This window comes from Candidatus Phytoplasma luffae, assembly GCF_018024475.1.
Lineage (GTDB): Bacteria > Bacillota_I > Bacilli_A > Acholeplasmatales > Acholeplasmataceae > Phytoplasma > Phytoplasma luffae.
Genome location: NZ_CP054393.1, coordinates 477,798 through 496,507, shown reverse-complemented (window position 1 = coordinate 496,507; position 18,710 = coordinate 477,798). Strand labels below are relative to the sequence as shown.

Here is an 18,710-nt window from a genome sequence, read left to right as displayed (position 1 = left end):
TTTTAGAAATTTTCTAAAAAAAATCTAATTATTTTAATTTTAATAATCGGATTTTTTATTATTTAAAAAATAAAATATTTATATTTATTCTTTTTATAAAAAAATTTTTTCTATTTATTTTTATATTATTAAATAAATAGAAAAAATTTTTTTATTTTTATAATTGTTTTAATATTGTGTTTGTTATATCTTGTATAGTTTCAAGACCATCTTTTATTTTAATTTCAAAAATTTTATTCATTTTTTTGTAATATTCTACTAAAGGAAAGGTTTCACTTTTATAAATAGATAAACGTTGGTTAAAAGTATCTAAATTATCATCTTTTCTTTGTATTAAAACACTATTATCGTTGTCGCATAAACCATTTATCTTTGGATGTTTTTTTTCTTTATTATAAATTTCACCACATTGAGTGCAAACTATTCTCCCCATCATTCTTTGTTCTAATATTTTTTCTTCAACATTAAAATAAAATACTTTTTTTAATTGAATATTTCTTTTTTTAAATTCTTCTGTTAAAAATTGAGCTTGATTAATATTTCTAGGATAACCATCCAAAATAAAACCTTTTTTTATTTTATCTTCGGTTAAGGTTTCGCTAACCATGGAATTAGTTATTTGATTTGGAACTAATAAACCTTGATTAATGTAAGAAATAACTATCTTCCCTAATTTTGTCTTTTTTTTAAAATTTTCTCGAAAAATATCACCTATAGAAATATGATGAATAGATAAACATTTAGATAAAATTAAAGATTGAGTTCCTTTTCCTGAGGCGGGGGGGCCTATCATTATTATTATATTCACTCTTTTATTCCCTTTGTTTATATAAAAATATTATAAAAATAATTATTCTTTTTAATATTTTTATATAAATACCACATATAAAATAATATAAAATATATAACAAAATAAAATAAAAATAAAAATATTTAAAAACGATTTTAAAAAATAACTTTTATTTATATAAAAGTTATTTAAAAAAAGATAAAAGATATAAAAAAACAAAATATATTAACTATATATTTTGTTAATAATACATTAAAATATATATCATATAAAATTAAAAATTTTAATAAAAATTTTTAATTAAAATAAAATATTTTTATATATTTGTTCATTTTTTATAACAATTTGTTTTAAAAAAAAAAAAAAATAAACAAATAAAAATTTCATAAATAATTTTAAAATGTAATATATTATAATTCAAACAATAAATTATAAGAAAAAAACAAAATCTTCAACATTTATTTTAAATTTTTTAATTTTTTCTGGTACATTTATTATATCTTTTTTTCCTACAGCTAACAAAATAATAGGAATATAATCATTAGAGATATCAAATAAATCATTTATTTTATCAAAAGAACATCCTCCTATAAAACAAGCATTATAACCTAAATTTTGAATTGTTAAAACAAAATGTAAAGAAATAATACCGCATTCTAAAAAAGTTTCATTTTGGATCCTTGTATCACTTATTGTATTATAATATTTTTTAATTTTATTTAAAAAAACATTCTTTTGTTCTTTAGTGATTTCTTTATTTAATAACTTTTGTTTATAAATATATTCCGCAGATTTTGTTTTATTTAAATTACCGCATATCAACACCATAGAAGAACTAGTTTCTAATTGATCTTTATTACCTTGGATTATTGTTTTTAATTTGTTTTTATTTTTTTTATCTTCAATAACAAAAAAAACCCAAGGTTGTAAATCGAAAGAAGAAGGGGTATAACGAATTTCATCAAAAATTTGATTCCATTTTTCTTTAGAAATTTTATGATTTTTTTTAAATAATCTTACTGTAGGAATACGCATAATTTATTTTTCTTTCTTTTGAAAATTTAATATATTTTTTTCAAAAAAATAATTGAAAATTATAAATAATTTTGATAATATTCGTCAAATTTTTCTTCTCCTATAGATTGTTCATTATTATTGTTTTCTATTGTTTCGTATATTTTATCAATTAAAAGTTTTATTTTTTCTTTTTTGTTATCCAAAATTTTTAAAGCTTTTTTGTAAGAATTATCTATAATTTTTCTTATTTTGTCTTCGTTATTTTCTGAACCCAAAAGATATTCATTTTCAAGATTGGAATTAGAATTAGGATCAATTTCTGTATTAGAATAAATTTCTGTCCATTTCATTTTGTAGTCTTTAACCATACATTTAGCTAGTTCCTCGACTTTTGATACATCATCTCCTGAACCTATACTAATATCCTTATTAAAAACTTTTTCCGCCGCTCTTCCGCCTAACAAAACTATTATTTTCTTAAGAAAATCTGTTTCAGTCATCATATCATTATCTTCTTTAGGAATACTTATAACATAACCACCTATATTTTGTCTGGAACTGAAATTGATTCTAACAACTTTTAATCCTAATTCTTTGGCGACAAAAGCGTGTCCTAATTCATGCGCGATAATTCTTTTTTTATATTCTTTTGATCCTTTATTGTTGTCATCATTAATAGGGCCTATTATTATTTCATCAAAAGAATCATAAATTTTATTTATTATATTACCTTCATTCAGATTCGAAACATTATTTTTTAAAATTTCTTTAACCAAAGAATAAATATCAGAAGGAGTAAATTTCATTTTTTTTAAGGTTTTTACTAAATTGTCATATTTTGATTCTACAGATGGTTGTTCTAAGAGTGTTTGAATTTGTGTTTTATTTTTTTTTCTAAAAAAATATTTAAAAAGTTCTTTTATCCCTTTTTCATTAGGGGTTGTTAATTTTAAATGTTTTCCTAAACGTCCTTCTCTTTTTAAAGCATCATCTATTATGTTCATTCTATTAGTGGCTCCGATGACAATCCCATAAGGACCTTGTTGTTCTTTATTACCAGAACTAAAGCCATCTATTTCAGATAATAAAGCATTAAAAGCGTGTTCTGATTCTTTATTATTAATTTCTTCAGCATGATCACTTCTTTTAGCGCCGATAGAATCAATTTCATCAATGAAAATCAAAAAATATTTTTGGTTTTTTTGTTTAGCTACTTCTTTAGCGTATGAAAAAATTTTTCTAACACGAGCTGCCCCTCTACCTACATACATTTCGACAAAATCAGAACCGTTAATTTCAAAAAAAGGCGCTAGTCCTTTTAATGAACCGGCTAAACATTTAACTAAATAAGTTTTTCCTACACCAGGTTCGCCATGTAATAAAATTCCTCTTGGAATATCATTTGCTTTGGATGGATCTTTTATAACATCAATTATTTCTTTTGTTATATTATCTTTTATTTCTTCATAACCTACAAAATCATCTTCAATAGTTAAACACTTATTATCCGGGATTTTAACTTCTTTTTCTTTTTCCCATTCATTATTTGAGTATGGTTTTTGTTTAATACCAAAATCAAAAGGAACAATATAAATAAATAATAAAAAAAGAAATAAAATTTCTAAAATTAATTTAATTTTGGATAATACATTATTTTTAGGCGCGGGATAAAATATAAATTGTGGTGATTCTTTTATTTCTTGTTCCATTTCTGGTTGTATTTCTTGTCGATTATAATTCATTTATTTTATTCCTTTTTTTAATTTATTTTTATCTAAAAAAAATTTTAATAAATGTTTTTCTTTTTTTTGAATTTTAGTTTCTTTATAATTAAAAGGCAAAGGGACTGAAGTGTTAAGAGTTATTAAAGAACGATTAAAAAACACTTTTTCTTTATATTGGATAAATTTATTTTTGATTTTTTCATTCATTTTTTCTAAATTATCAAAAATATTTTCTAAATTGTGAAATTGATTTAATATTTTAGTAGCGGTTTTAGGACCTATCAAAGGAATCCCTTTGATGTTATCAGAACCATCTCCGACAATACTTTTAAAATCAACTATTTGTTTAGGTTTTAAAAAAAATTTTTCTTCTAATTTTTTACTATCGTAATAAATAACATTTTTTAAACCTTGTTTTATCAAAGCTACACTTATATTATTATCTATCAATTGCAGAAAATCTTTATCACTAGAAAAAATAACAACACAAATATTATTTTCACTTGCTTGTTTAGCGATAGTTCCGATAATATCATCAGCTTCAAAACCGTTTTCTGAACAATATCTAACCCCTAATAAATTTAAATATTCTTTTATCAAAACAATTTGATCAATCAAAGATTGAGGTGTTTTAGAACGTCCTTTTTTGTAGGATTCATAAATTTCATGTCTTTTAGTTTTCTTTTTAGAATCGAAAGCGACACAAATATAATTTTCTGTTTGTTCTAAAATTTTTTGAAACATATTTTTAAAAACTATTAAAGCGTTTACATCTTGATTATCTTTGTTTTGCATTAATGTTTTGTTTTTATAATAAGTCGCGTAATAAGCTCTAAAAACTAATGAGTTTCCATCTACTAAAACTAATTTATGCATATTTTTATTTTTTTGTTTCTCCATCATAAATATTTTATTTTAAAATAAAATATTTGATTTAATTAAGAAATTTTTTTAATAAATCTTCAGGATTTTCTAAATCATTAAGATCAAAATTCTCCATTTGTTTAGAAATCTGTTTTTGTTTTTTGATAAATTTAATTAAATTATTGATATCACTCATTTGACTACCTGAACCTTTAACAATTCTTGTCCGTCTTCTATTGTTGTTTTCGATTAATTGAGGTCTATTTTTTTCTTCTTCAGTCATGCTTTGAATAATGAATTTAAATTTTTTAATAAAATCATCATCCATAGAAGGCATATTTTTTAATTTAGAAGCCATACCAGGGATAAATTGTAACATTTTTTTCATAGAACCTAATTTTTTTAATAATTCTAATTGTTTTAATAAAGTGTTGTAATTATAATCTTCATCTAAAATTTTATTCAAAATATCCATATTTTGTTTTGTATTTATTTTTTCTTCTACATTTTCGATAAGAGTAGAAATATCACCCATATCTAAAAGTCTAGAAGCGATGCGATCCGGATGAAAAATTTCAAAATTATTATCATTATGTTTTTCAGAAGAAGATATAAATTTAATAGGTAGTTTAGTTACGTATTTCATAGATAAGGCAGCACCGCCTTTAGTATCGGCGTCCATTTTAGTTAAAATAATACCTGTAGCTTCTATTTGTTCATGAAAACTTTTCACAATATTAACTGATTGTTGACCTAAAAGAGAATCTGCTATTATCAAAACCTCAGAAGGTTTAAATTGTTTTTTTATATTTTGGATTTCTTTTATCATTTCTAAATCGATATTAAGGCGACCAGCTGTATCTATAATAACCGTTTGGAAATCATTATCTGAAGCGTATTCAACACCTTTTTGAACAATGTTTTGAACGTTTTTATCTTCTGAACTAAACACTTCTATATTTATTTTTTCACCAATAGATTTTAATTGTTGGATAGCGCCAAATCTATAGATATCAGCAGCAATCAATAAAACTTTTTTTTGCATTTTATTTTTGATAAAAAAAGATAATTTTCCTGCTGTTGTTGTTTTTCCGCTCCCTTGTAAACCTACTAAAAGAATAATATCTAAACTTTTGTTTAAATTTAAAGGAATATTTTGATGACCTAAAATTAATGTAAAAACTTCTTTTATAATTTTGATTATTTGTTCCTGAGGTTGAAGCCCTTTTAAAACTTCTGTTTTTAAAGTTTTTTGTTTTATTAATTCGTTTAATTCATTAACAACATCATAATTAACATCAGCTTCTAATAAAGATAAACGAAAATCTTGCATAATATTTTCGATATCTTGTAAATTAATAATTTTTTTTCCTCTAATTTTATTAACAATTTTAATTAAAGAATCGTTTAAAAAACTCATTTATTTTTATACCTTTTTACGAATATTAAAATCAAATTTTTTTATATATGATCAATCTTGGAATAAATTATCGATATATTCATTGATATCAAAAATCATTAAATCGTTTATTTTTTCACCCACAGTTATATATTTTATCGGCAAATTATATAATTGTTTTATAGCTAAAATAAATCCACCTTTAGATATCCCATCAAACTTAGTTAAAATAATATTTGTTAAAGAGACTGTTTTGTTAAAAATTTCAAATTGTTTTAAATTACTTTGTCCCGTCATAGAATCTAAAATTAAAAAAGTTTCATAAGGGATACCATTAATTTGTTTATCAATAACTTTTTTGATTTTTTCCAATTCTTTCATTAAATTAACTTTGTTTTCTAATCTACCAGATGTATCACACAAAACAACGTCAAATTTGTTTTTTTTAGCATAATTTAAAGCTTCAAAAAATAAACTCGAAGGAGTGATCGAACCTTCTTTATAAAAAACTTCAGTATCACTTTCTTTACCCCATTGTTTTAGTTGTTCTACCGCTCCTGTTCTGAAAGTATCACCTGCAACTAACAAAATTTTTTTATTTTCGTTTTTAAATTTAAAAGCTAATTTACCAATAGTAGATGTTTTTCCTACGCCATTGACACCGACAAATAAATATACTTTTGGTTGATTTACACCTATTATATTCTTTTTTTTAATAGAAGTATCATTTTTTTGATAAAAATCAATAAGAATTTTTTTTACCAAAGGTAATAATTCCGCAGATTTGGTAATTTTTTTTATTTTTATTTGATTTTTTATTTCTTTTATCAAAGAAGAAGCTGTTGATACACTTATATCTGATTTAATAAATAAAATCTCTAATTCATCTATTAAAAGGGAATGAATATTTTCTTTTTTAAAAATATTTTGACGCCACTTAGAAAAATTATATTCTGACCTATCAATGAATGAAAATATTGAATTTTTAGATTCTTTTTTTTTAAAAAAATTAGGAATATTTTTGTAAGATTTTAAAATTTTTTTTATTTTTTTAAACACAATTTATACCTTTTTATAAAATTATTTTTTTAAACTAACAACTTTTTTACATTTCGGAAAACTATTACATCCTAAAAAAAGACCGTATTTACTTCTTCTTTCGACTAAAAAATCACCACATAAATCGCATTTTTGTTGAGTTATTTTGGGTTTGTTTTTTTGAATCGTTTCGTAAGCTGTTTGAAAAAGCTTTTGAAACAATTTATAAAAATTTTGTAAAATGATTAATTTATTTATTTTACCACAAGAAATATCATCTAATTCTTTTTCCATTTGAGCGGTATAATTAACATTAATTAAAGAAGAAAAAAATTTATCTAAAAAATCTTTAGTGATGGTTCCTATTTCGGTAGGGATAATTTGTTTATCTTCTATTTGAATATAAAATCTTTTTTTTAAAATTTCAATAATCGAAACATAAGTTGAAGGTCTACCTATTTTTAAAATTTCTAATTTTTTAATCAACGAAGCTTCATTGAAGCGAGCAGGAGGAGTTGTTGTTTTAGGAATTATTTCAATTTTATTAGGAATATATTCTTGATTAACTTTTAAATTAGGTAAAAAATTATTTTTGAAAGAATTATTCAAAGCTTTATAATAACCTTCAAAAATCATTTCTTGTCCTTCTGCTAAAAATAAAAATTCATCAATTTCAAAAAACAATTGATTTTTATTAACAATAGCATTTGACATAAAACTCGCCAAAGTACGTTCATAAATTAATTTATATAAAGAAAGTTCATATTTATTTAAATATTGAGTTAAATCTTCAGGAATCATTGTTATATTAGTTACTCTAATAGCTTCATGAGCATCACCAATGTTATTTATTTCTTTTTTTGTTTTTAAAATTCCTAAATATTCTTTTCCGTATCTTTCTTTAATAAATTTTTGGACTTTTTCAGAAAATTCTACAGATATTCTAAAAGAATCAGTCCTCATATAGGTAATTAAACCGATTCTTTGACCGTTTAAATCAATCCCTTCATAAAGTTTTTGAGCAATTGACATTGTATTTTTAGCTGAAAAAGAAAGTATTTTAAAAGCTTCTTGTTGTAAGGTAGCGGTAATAAAAGGTTGAGGAGGTTTTTTTTGTTGTTTTTTATTTTGAATTTCTTTTAAAACAAAAGGTCTAATTCCAATTTGTTTAACAATTTTTTCTGCTTCCTCTTTCTTTATTTTATAACATTTTGGCGTTATAATCAAATCTGCTTTAAAATTTTCAAAATGCGCTTTTATTAAATTATATTCTTCGGGAACAAAATTATTACGTTCTTGTTCCAATTCAACAACCAATTTTAAGGCAACAGACTGTACTCTCCCAGCGGAAGAAGATTTTATTTTTCGAACTAAATATGATAATCTAAAACCAATAATTCTATCTAATATTCTTCTTGTCTCTTGAGAATTTACTAAATCTTTTTTTATGACACAAGGATTAGCGAAAGCTTTTTGAACGATATCTTTAGTTATTTCATTAAATGAAACTCTATTTTTTTCTTTCTCATCTAATTTTAATATTTGCGCTAAATGCCAAGCGATTGATTCGCCCTCTCTATCAGGGTCGGTAGCTAAAAAAACTTTTTTATTTTTAGTTTTTTTAATTAATTCATCTACTGTTTTTTTTTGTTTGTCTATGATTTGATAATTAGGTTCAAAATTATTTAAAATATCAATTCCTAATCTATCTTTACCAGTTAAAGATAAATCTCTAACATGTCCTTTAGAATATAAAACTAAAACATCCTTTCCTAAAAAACGACTAATAGTTTTAGCTTTGGCAGGAGATTCTAAAATAATAACTGTATTCTTCATAACTGTTATCCTCCTTTTTTTATTAAAAAAAATAATCATTTATTTATTTAAATAAATGTTGTAATTCTAAATCATAATTAATTTTTTGAAGCGGATTATTTTTTATTTTATTAAAAATAAAATTGAATAAAAAATTTTCTTTTTGATTATTATTTTTTTGTTTTGTATTTATTTTATTTATTATTGTTTCTAATAAATTTTCTTTTTTTAATTCTGTTTCAGTTAAAGAAAAAAGTTTTTGTGAATAAAAAGGATAATGTTTGCCTAAATATTTTAAAAAATAAATGATTATTTCTTCTTTCGGGACTAGAGTATCTTTGATACAGTTACAAATAGCCAAAGAATAACCTATTTCTGGATAATCAAATCTCGGCCATAAACAACCTGGAGTATCTAATAACATAATGTTTTGTTTTGTATTAATCCATTGTAATTTTTTAGTAACACCTGGGGAATTAGCTGTTTTAACAACTTTTTTTTCTGATAAGCAATTAATTAAAGTAGATTTTCCTACATTCGGAACACCTACAATCATACATTTGATTATTTTTTTTATTTTAATGTTTTTATTTTCTAATATTTCTTTAATTTTAGGATATATTTGATTAATATTCCATCTATATTTAGAATCAATATTTAAATAATATATTTTTTTTTGATTTAAAAAATTAATAAAAAAATTATTTTTTTCTAAATCTCCTAATTTACTTTTATTTATTAAAATTAAAAAAGGTTTATTATTTAATAATTTTAAAAGTTGAAAATTAATGCTTGAAAAAGGAATTCTAGCATCTATTATAACCAAAATACAATCTATAAATTTTAAATTTTTTTGAATTTCTTTTAAAGTTTTGTGCATATGGCCCGGAAACCATTGAATGTTAACCATAACAATTATACTTTTTTTTAGTTTTTATTATTTTTATTCTCATTAAGTTCTTTTTCTATTTCCTCCATTAAATCATTCAAATTTAATTCTGATTTAAATATTGTTTTGCTATAAATTTTATAAATTTCTTCTCCTAAAATTAATATAATTGTGTCTCCTATTTTAGTTAAAATTTTATTATAAAATAATTTAAAAAATATTTTTTTTGTCCAATGAAAAGGATTTATAACATTAACTACATTAGAAATACGACTTAAAACTTTATTAGTTTTTTTATATTTTTGGATATATTTTTTTTCTAATATCGATTTTCTCAATAATATTATTTTTTTTAAAGTAATTCTTCTGAAAAGAAATAGAATTTTTTTGTTAAATAACTCATCAACTCTATCATGAATATATTGAACTAAAATTAAAACTTCATCAAGGGTTAATTCTAAATAAGGAAATGAAGAATCAGGATAAAATTTAGAAGATATTTCTAAAATCAATTCTTGGCAATTTTGAAATAAATGTAAAAAATAATCATCATTTTTTTTTTGATTTTCTTCTTGAAATTTTTTTTGTTTTTTTTCAATTAATTCCAGCATATCTTTTTTAGAAAAATTATTATTTTTAGTTTCTTTGATATTTTTTTTTTTATTGAAAGTACGTATCATAGAGAATGAATATAATAATAAAAAAACTAAAAAACCAGAAAAAAAACCTGTTAAAAAAGCGACAAAAGTAGAAAAATATTGTCTAAAGAATTGTAAAAATTTTTCTATAATTTCTTGATAAGAATACATTTTGTTTCAACAACTCCTCTAAAAATGGATAAATAACTTAATTATATTTAATTAATAATTTATATTTTATAAAATAAAAAATTACTATATTTTGCTAAAAAAAATAATTTTATCCCTTATATAAACCTATATACATTTTTTTAGATTTCCCTAAAACATTATTAACATAAAGATGAGGAATCCAAATAATATTATTTTTTTGATCTATTATTAACCAAAAATTATCTCTTTTATTTAAAGGGATTTTAGAATTAATAAAAAATTTTTTTAATTTTTGAGTTCCAAAAGTAAATTTCAAAACATCTCCTGGTCGTCTTCTTCTTAAAATTAAAGGAGTTGTGATATTTTCTTCATCATAAAATATTTTTTGTTTTATAAAACAATCTAATAATAAATTATCACTATCAGCAACAAATAATAAAGGTTTGGGGGAAGGTTCTATTTGTTTATTTATATTTTTTACTCCCCACCAAAAAAAATTATATTCTTTGATTAATTGCCATTCAGAATTAAAATAATATTTTCCATTAGGTTTATATTTATTTTTTAAAAAAACGACTAGATTCGTTATTAAATGAAAATTCGATTTTATTTTTTTTTCTTCTAAAAAAAATAAAATAATATCTTTTTGAATTACGATATCTAATTTTAAAAATAAATTTAAATCAAAAATATTATTTTTCTTTTTTTGAGCTATAAAAAGATGAGTTTCTTTTCTAATGAAATCATGAACTTCTTTAAATTGAATATGCATTTTTTTAATATTATTTAAAAAATTATGCATTTCTTTAAAATGAGGTATTATTTGATTCCTTATTTTGTTACGAGTATATATATTTAATTTATTTGTGTAATCTTCTAAAAAAGGAACGTTATTTTTTTTAGCATAATCAATGATATCTTGTTTAGTAACATATAAAAAAGGTTTAATGAAATAAAAATTATCTACATAATTTGATAAATGCATCCCACTATAACCTAAAATAGAGCTACCGCGAGATATTTTAAATAAAAAAGTTTCTGCCAAATCATCCAAATGGTGCGCTGTTATTAAATAAAAAGTTTTGTAATAAGAAGCTACTTCTTTTAATTTTCTTTTTCTTAATATTCTAGCTTTATTTTGGAAATCTTTTTTTTCTATATTTAATTCAAAATAATTAAAAGGGATTTTTTTATTTTGGCAATAACTTTCTATTAAAACTTTATCTTTTAAAGAATTAGAACGCTGAAGATGATTAAAATGAACAACAACTAAATGATATTCTAAATTATAAAGATAATCTAATAATACCATAGAATCAACGCCGCCACTGACAGAAATTATATAAATCTGCTTTTTATTTAATTTTAAACACAAACTCAGACTCACAATATAACCTTTTTTTATTTTTTATTATTATTTACTTTTTTCAATTTTAAAATATTTAATTGTTCTTCATCAACTGAACTAGGGCTTTTCATCATTAAATCTTGGCCACTTTGATTTTTAGGAAAAGCTATAACATCTCTAATATTATTAGTTTTAGTAAATAACATAACTAAACGATCTAACCCTAAGGCTATTCCTCCATGCGGAGGAGCACCATATTTTAAAGCTTCATTGAAAAAACCAAAATTGTTATCTATTGTTTCTTTTTTTAATCCTAATTTTTCAAAAATAAATTCTTGTACAGGATATTGGTAATTTCTCAAAGAACCACCACCAATTTCATAACCGTTCCAAACCAAATCATAAGAATTAGATTTAACTTTTTCAGGAGATTGATATAATTCTTTTATATCTTTTGGTGCTGTAAAAGGATGATGAGAAGAATAATATTTATTTTCTAAACTATCAAATTCAAACAAAGGAAAATCTATCACCCACAACAAAGATTCTTTTTGATTATTTAACAAATCTAATTTTTTGGCTAATTCAATTCTTAAAAAACCTAAAGCTTGTAAAACTTTTTTAAGAGGATCAGAATCAGAATAACAAACAAAAAAATAAACTTCTTTTTCTGATAAAAAAGATTTCTCTTTAACAAATTTACTTAAATAACCTTTATATAAATTATCTTTTTTTTCTATAAAATTTAAATTTAATTTAAATTTTTCTTGAAATTGTTTTTTATATAAATCGATTTGTTTTCTAGAAAAATGATTTGGATTTTCTTGGATATTGATTTTAATCCCTTTTATTTTTTGTTTTATATTATCGTTTATTAAAAAATTAGGATCAAAAAAAGAAGTGAAATCTTTAATTTTTAAATCAAACCTTAAATCTGGTTTATCTGTTCCATATAAATTTAAAGCTTCATCGTAAGTCAATCTATAAATAGGAGTTTTTAAATCTTTTTTTAAAATTTCTTTAAAAAGATTTTTAATAATAATTTCTGTTATATTCATAACTTCTTCTTTGGAAAAAAAAGAAGTTTCTATATCTATTTGAGTAAATTCTGGTTGTCTATCAGATCTTAAATCTTCATCTCGAAAACAACGAGCTATTTGAAAATATCTTTCAAAACCAGCAATCATATATAATTGTTTAAAAAGTTGAGGAGATTGCGGCAAAGCGTAAAAATAATGAGGGTGAATTCGGGAAGGAACCAAATAATCTCTCGCACCTTCAGGAGTAGATTTTGATAAAATAGGAGTTTCTAATTCTAAAAAATCATTATCTAAAAGAGTTTTTCTAATATTTTGTGTGATTTGATGACGTTTAATTAAATATTGTTTTTGTTTTTCTGTTCTTAAATCTAGATAACGATATTTTAAACGATGTTCTTCTAAAGATTCTGTTTTCCCAAAAACATTCAAAGGTAAATCTTGAGATTCTGATAAAATAGTTAATTTTTCTACTGAAATCTCAATTTCTCCTGTTTTTAATTTATTATTTTTACTTATTCTTTCTATAACTTTACCTTGGACTTCTACTACACTTTCTATTTTGATAGAAGCAATTTCTTTATATTGAGGATTATCTTTTTCAATGACCAATTGAACTACTCCAGAAAAATCTCTCAAATTTAAAAATATTTTACCACCTATATTTCTTTTGATTTGAATCCATCCTTTGAGTAAAACTTTTTCATTTCGATTTTCTAATGTTATTTCGTTATTAGAATAAGTATATTTTGTTTTCATTGAATTTTTAATTCCTTTTTTAAAAAATTTATTATCTGATTTTTGTCCAAAATATAGTTTTTTTTATCTGAAATTTTTTTAATTGTGAATTGATTATTTTTAATTTCTTTTTCACCTATAAACAAAATATAAATAGGTTTGTTTTCTAAAATTTTAAAAAATTGTTTATTAAAATTTAAAATTTTATAATTCATTTCGGCTTTTATTTTATTTTGTCTTAATTTTCTCAATAACATAAAAGCTTCTGGTATAACTTTCTCATCTAAAATAAATAAATATAAATCTAAATAAGGTTTTATAAAATTATGAAAACAATTTTGTTCCTCTAAAGTTAATATAAAACGTTCCATTCCGATAGCGAAACCTATACTATTCTTTTCAGAACCATTAAATTCTTTAATAAGACTGTTATAACTTCCGCCACCTCCTAGAATTAATTTTTTTTTATTATCATTAGAAGAATAAGCGATTTCAAAAACAATATCTGTATAATAATCTAAACCTCTCACTAACTTTAGATCAATTTCAAAACAAATTTTAGATTTATCTAAAAGCTCAATAATTTTTTCAAATTTATTTTTAGCTGAGGTCGTTAAATAATCAAAAAGTAAAGGAGAATTTTTTAAAAATTGTTTATTTACGCATTTTTTACAATCAAAAATCCTTAAAATATTTTGATTTATTCTATCTAAGCATAAATCACATAATTGATTTTTATTTTCTTTAATATAAGGGATAAAATCTTTTAAAAAAGAAGTAAGTGATTCAGGATCTCCCAAAGTATTAATTATAATTTTATAATTATTAAAAGAAAATATTTTAAATAAATCATCTATTAAAAAAAATATTTCTATTTCGGATAATAAATTTTGCGTTCCAATAACTTCGCATCCAAATTGATGAAATTGACGATAACGTCCTTTTTGAGGTCTTTCATAACGAAAAAAAGGTCCATAATAATAAAATTTATGTAATTCATTTTTTTTATCCATTTTATTTTCAACATAACTTCTAACTATTGAAGCGGTTCCTTCGGGTCTTAAAGCTATTTTTCTACCTTTTTTGTCTAAAAAATGAAAAATTTCTTTTAAAACCATTTCTGAATATTGGGCAGAACGTTGAAAAACTTCGGAATATTCTAAAATAGGAGTCCTGATTTCGCAAAAATTATATTTATCAAACAAATGTTTAATTTTTTTTTCTACAAAATGCCATTTATCAATTTCATCAAAAATTAAATCATGAGTACCTTTAATTTTTTTCATAATTAATTTAAATGATTCCTCTATAAATTTTGTAAATATTACTTAATTTTGATAAATGAACAATTAATTTATTTATTTCATCAATGTTATTGACTAAAATTTTGAATTTAATTATGGATTGTTTAGTTTTATTATTGTTATTGACATTCATTTGGGTAATATTAATCGATAAAGAATGAATTTTATCGTTTATTTCTTTTAAAAGTGAAGAGCTATTAGCAGCAATTAAGAAAAGCCAAGCAACATATTTCAATTTAGAAAAGCTATTCCAATAAGCAGAAATCATTTTGTTATGGTCATATTTTTCTAAATTAGGACAATTTATTCTATGAATAGTGATTCCTTTATTTTTAGAAATAAAACCAACAATTTCTTCATTAAAGACAGGATAACAACAATTTGCTAATTTTAATTTAATATTATTTATCCCTTCGACGATAACATCAGTATCTTTACAAGAGGAAATTTTTTTATTTTCTTCTGAAATTTTATTTTGCAACTGATTTTGTTTATTTTTGATAAAAGAATTAATTTTAGCAATAACAGAATTGCAATTAATTTTTTTGTTAGCGATTGCTAGATATAATTCATTTGTATTTTGGATGTCTTGTTGGTAAAAATTTTGTGATATAAAAGATGAATCAATTATAAAATCTATTTTATGATTAGATAATTCTTTATCTAATAAATCTCTTCCTATTTTAATTAAATGAGTGTTATCTTTGTTTTCTTTATTTAAATGTTTTTTGATTATTTTTTTGGAATAACTTGTTTGAACTATTTTTAACCATTCTTTTTTTACACGATAAACATTTTTATTAGTTTTTATAGAAACAATATCGCCATTTTGTAATATATATTCTAAAGGAACAATTTGTTTATTGACGATTGCTCCTGTCATTCTAAAACCAATATCAGAATGAATTTTAAATGCAAAATCAATAGGAGTTGAACCTTTAGGGAATTCATAAACTTCTTGTTTAGGAGTAAAAACATAAACGTTTTCATTTAAAATATCATTTTTGATAGCATTAACAAAAGTTTGAGAATTTTTATATAATTCATCTTCAGAATCTTTAGTTATTTTAATTAATTCTTGATACCATTTTAATTTTTTTGCAATTTCTAATTGTTTATCTTCTTTAGAATAAATTTTATCTTCTTTATAACTCCAATGAGAAGCGATACCGTTTTCAGCAATTTCGTTCATTTCTTTAGTTCGGATTTGTAATTCAAATAAGGTGCCATCTTTAGATAAAACTGTATTATGCAAAGATTGATATAAATTAGGTTTAGGTACCGCAATATAGTCTTTAAATCTCAAAGGTAAAGGAGAATAATGGTTATGAATAATTCCTAAACAACGATAACAAGAGTCTATATCGTTGACAACAATTCTGATCGCTAATAAATCAAAAATTTCTTCAAAACTTAATTGTCTTTTTTGCATTTTTTTATAAATGCTATAAATGTTTTTGCTACGTCCACTAATAAAAAAATCTTTAATACCAGAATCATAAAATAATTTTTTAATATTGAAAATAATTTTATTAATCGATTTTTCTCTTTCGTTTTTTTTAATTTTTATCAAATGAGAAATTTGATAATATTTTTGAGGATTGATATAACGAAAAGCTAAATCTTCTAATTGTGATTTGATTTGAAATAAACCTAAACGATGAGATAAAGGGACATAAATGGCCAAAGTTTCTTCAGAAATACGTTTTTGTTTATCAACTCTAATTTGTTGCAAAGTTTGCATATTATGCAATCTATCCGCTAATTTTAAAAAAACTACACGAATATCATTCACCATAGCTAAAAACATTTTTTGTTGATTATCTGTTTGAGTTTGATGCTGATTAAAGACAATTTTAGTTAATTTGGTAGCGTTTAAAACTATATTAGCAATATCATCGCCTATAAAAGATTTTAATTCATCAAATGTTAAATCAGTGTCTTCTAAAACATCATGTAATAAAGCTCCCATTAAAGTATTAGGTTCGCTTTTTAAATCAGCTAAAATTTGAGTTACACAAATAGGATGAATAATAAAATCTTCGCCGGTGATTCTTTTTTGATTTTTATGTTTTTCTTTAGCTAATAAATAAGATTTATTAATTTTATCCAAAATATCTTTATTTTTGATATAAGAAGAAATAGTTTTGATTAATTTTTGATATAACTCAAATTCATCTTTATTATTATTTAAATTATTTTCTAGCAACAAATTCAAATTAAGAGACCTCAAATATTTTTTTATATATTTTTTTTACAAAAATATAAAATAAAAAAACGATTTAAACATATAACATTTTTTTTTTAAATAAATAAACTTTTTTTATAATTCCTGCGCCTAAACAAACATTTCCCTTGTAAAAGGCACAAACCTGACCTGGAGTAACTGATTTTATTTTTTGTGGATATTCAACTTCGATCATATCTTTATTTATAAAATGAATTTCCACTTCCTGCATAGGTTGACGATAACGAAATTTAGCTACTAGTTTTATTTTATCATTTTCTTTGTAATAATCATTATCTCTCCATACTACATCAGTAACTAAACAAGAATCACTATATAAATATTTGCTATCTTTATCTTGATCTACATAAAGAGTATTAGTTTTTAAATCTTTTCCGACCACAAACCAAGGAGATTGATTTTTTTTATTTACTTTTAAATTTAATCCTTTTCTTTGGCCGATAGTATATTTAATAACTCCTTCATGTTCTTTTAAAAAATTACCATTCATATCTTTGATAGGTCCTTTTTTAGGAGTTAAATAATTATTTAAAAAAGAAAAAAAATTTCTTTCTCCGATGAAACAAATTCCAGTTGAATCTTTTTTATCAGCTGTAACTAATTTTTCTCTTAAAGCTATTTTTCTGACTTCTTTTTTTAATAAATCTCCTAAAGGAAAAATAATGTTTTTTAATTGTTTTGTTTTTAATTGAGATAAAAAATAAGTTTGATCTTTGTTTTCATCTTTAGCTCGAACTAAAGAAATTTTATTATTTTCAGAAATAACTTTAGCGTAATGCCCCATCGCAATATAATCTGGATTAAATTTTTGTGCATATTTGATAAAGGTTAAAAATTTAATTTTATTATTACATAAAACATCAGGGTTAGGAGTTAAATTATTTTTCAAACCTTCTAAAAAATAATAAAATACTTGATCCCAATATTCTTCAGAAAAATCTACTTTATGACATTTGATACCTAATTGCTCAGACACTTTCAAAGCATCTTTATAATCTTTTTCTTGAGGACAAATATAATTATTAAGATTAGGGTTACCTTCTATATCATAATTTAAACTACTATCCCAATTACGCATAAAAATAGCTTCTACTTCGTAACCACTTTGTTTTAAAAGAAAAGCAGCTACACTACTATCTACGCCGCCAGACAAACCTATAATTACTTTTTTTTCATATTTATCGCCTTTCTTGTTTAATTAATTTTAATTTTTGAGAATAAAAATATATAATTTATTTTCTATATAAATAAAAAAATAATTAAAAAGAATATAATTTAAAATGATATAAATAAAAATTTATCTATTTCAAATTATATATAATTTGAAATATTTTTTTATTTAAACAAAATATAAGTAAATTATACCATAAAAACATTAATAATTATTATATTCGCTTCATAAAAAGATTTAAAAATAAATTAAAATTTTAATTTTTCTAATTTCTTTTTCTAAAATCAGATACATTGAAACTTTTTTTGATATTTTCGAACAATAATCATTTACATTATTATTAACTTAATTAAATAAAGAAACTTTCGATAATATAGTTTTTATTAGATTTTTATTTATAAAATTGAATTTATTAATGGATTTTTTATTATATAGTTTATTTTTTTATATCATTTTAAATATTATTCTTAAAAATTTAACCAATATATAGTTATAAAATTCACTTATTTTTAAGTATAATTTTTTTATTTTTTTGAT

The 18,710-nt window shown here is 21.9% G+C and carries 14 protein-coding genes; all 14 read right to left on the bottom strand.

The annotated features are described in order from the left end of the window. Positions 1-157: 157 nt before the first annotated feature. The 14 genes from LFWB_RS02515 to mnmA all read right to left on the bottom strand — a co-directional run bounded on the left by LFWB_RS02515 (position 158) and on the right by mnmA (position 18,164). Entirely contained in the window at positions 158-793 is a 636-nt protein-coding gene (locus LFWB_RS02515) for an adenylate kinase family protein (RefSeq protein ID WP_210954543.1), read from the bottom strand. Between the two features lie 426 nt (positions 794-1,219). Next, positions 1,220-1,825, bottom strand: coding sequence for a nitroreductase family protein (locus LFWB_RS02510; RefSeq protein WP_210954542.1), 606 nt, complete (start codon positions 1,823-1,825; stop codon positions 1,220-1,222). 59 nt (positions 1,826-1,884) lie between these two features. Further along, entirely contained in the window at positions 1,885-3,549 is a 1,665-nt protein-coding gene (locus tag LFWB_RS02505) for an AAA family ATPase (RefSeq protein ID WP_210954541.1), read from the bottom strand. Continuing rightward, positions 3,550-4,407, bottom strand: a complete 858-nt coding sequence (locus LFWB_RS02500; RefSeq protein WP_210954540.1) for a 5'-3' exonuclease — start codon at positions 4,405-4,407, stop codon at positions 3,550-3,552. Between the two features lie 58 nt (positions 4,408-4,465). Beyond that, entirely contained in the window at positions 4,466-5,815 is a 1,350-nt protein-coding gene (locus tag LFWB_RS02495; protein WP_210954539.1) for a signal recognition particle protein, read from the bottom strand. 51 nt (positions 5,816-5,866) lie between these two features. Next, entirely contained in the window at positions 5,867-6,853 is a 987-nt protein-coding gene (gene ftsY, locus LFWB_RS02490) for a signal recognition particle-docking protein FtsY (RefSeq protein WP_246454209.1), read from the bottom strand. 21 nt (positions 6,854-6,874) lie between these two features. Then, positions 6,875-8,668 carry a type I DNA topoisomerase gene (gene topA / locus LFWB_RS02485; RefSeq protein ID WP_210954538.1) on the bottom strand — a complete coding sequence of 598 codons (1,794 nt, stop codon included), beginning with the start codon at positions 8,666-8,668 and terminating at the stop codon, positions 6,875-6,877. Positions 8,669-8,711: 43 nt separating this feature from the next. After that, on the bottom strand, positions 8,712-9,557 hold the full coding sequence (gene ylqF, locus LFWB_RS02480) for a ribosome biogenesis GTPase YlqF (protein WP_210954537.1): 846 nt from the start codon (positions 9,555-9,557) through the stop codon (positions 8,712-8,714). Positions 9,558-9,574: 17 nt separating this feature from the next. Continuing rightward, positions 9,575-10,345, bottom strand: coding sequence for a hypothetical protein (locus LFWB_RS02475; protein ID WP_210954536.1), 771 nt, complete (start codon positions 10,343-10,345; stop codon positions 9,575-9,577). 109 nt (positions 10,346-10,454) lie between these two features. After that, positions 10,455-11,714 (bottom strand): tRNA lysidine(34) synthetase TilS, encoded by a 1,260-nt coding sequence (gene tilS, locus LFWB_RS02470; protein ID WP_246454208.1) that lies wholly within the window; start codon positions 11,712-11,714, stop codon positions 10,455-10,457. Positions 11,715-11,728: 14 nt separating this feature from the next. Further along, on the bottom strand, positions 11,729-13,471 hold the full coding sequence (aspS, locus tag LFWB_RS02465) for an aspartate--tRNA ligase (protein ID WP_210954535.1): 1,743 nt from the start codon (positions 13,469-13,471) through the stop codon (positions 11,729-11,731). Then, positions 13,468-14,736, bottom strand: coding sequence for a histidine--tRNA ligase (gene hisS / locus LFWB_RS02460; protein ID WP_246454207.1), 1,269 nt, complete (start codon positions 14,734-14,736; stop codon positions 13,468-13,470). The genes aspS and hisS overlap by 4 nt, the downstream gene beginning before the upstream one ends. Positions 14,737-14,743: 7 nt before the next feature. Continuing rightward, positions 14,744-16,966 carry a RelA/SpoT family protein gene (locus LFWB_RS02455; RefSeq protein ID WP_210954534.1) on the bottom strand — a complete coding sequence of 741 codons (2,223 nt, stop codon included), beginning with the start codon at positions 16,964-16,966 and terminating at the stop codon, positions 14,744-14,746. A gap of 70 nt (positions 16,967-17,036) precedes the next feature. Beyond that, a complete protein-coding gene (gene mnmA / locus LFWB_RS02450; RefSeq protein ID WP_210954939.1) occupies positions 17,037-18,164 on the bottom strand; it encodes a tRNA 2-thiouridine(34) synthase MnmA in 1,128 nt (375 codons plus the stop codon). Between the last annotated feature and the right edge of the window lie 546 nt (positions 18,165-18,710).

Excerpts from the sequence above, each read along its gene's own strand:
- LFWB_RS02515 (WP_210954543.1), bottom strand. The coding sequence starts at position 793 with ATGATAGGCCCCCCCGCCTCAGGAAAAGGAACTCAATCTTTAATTTTA.
- LFWB_RS02510 (WP_210954542.1), bottom strand. The coding sequence starts at position 1,825 with ATGCGTATTCCTACAGTAAGATTATTTAAAAAAAATCATAAAATTTCT.
- LFWB_RS02505 (WP_210954541.1), bottom strand. The coding sequence starts at position 3,549 with ATGAATTATAATCGACAAGAAATACAACCAGAAATGGAACAAGAAATA.
- LFWB_RS02500 (WP_210954540.1), bottom strand. The coding sequence starts at position 4,407 with ATGCATAAATTAGTTTTAGTAGATGGAAACTCATTAGTTTTTAGAGCT.
- LFWB_RS02495 (WP_210954539.1), bottom strand. The coding sequence starts at position 5,815 with ATGAGTTTTTTAAACGATTCTTTAATTAAAATTGTTAATAAAATTAGA.
- topA (WP_210954538.1), bottom strand. The coding sequence starts at position 8,668 with ATGAAGAATACAGTTATTATTTTAGAATCTCCTGCCAAAGCTAAAACT.
- ylqF (WP_210954537.1), bottom strand. The coding sequence starts at position 9,557 with ATGGTTAACATTCAATGGTTTCCGGGCCATATGCACAAAACTTTAAAA.
- LFWB_RS02475 (WP_210954536.1), bottom strand. The coding sequence starts at position 10,345 with ATGTATTCTTATCAAGAAATTATAGAAAAATTTTTACAATTCTTTAGA.
- aspS (WP_210954535.1), bottom strand. The coding sequence starts at position 13,471 with ATGAAAACAAAATATACTTATTCTAATAACGAAATAACATTAGAAAAT.
- hisS (WP_246454207.1), bottom strand. The coding sequence starts at position 14,736 with ATGAAAAAAATTAAAGGTACTCATGATTTAATTTTTGATGAAATTGAT.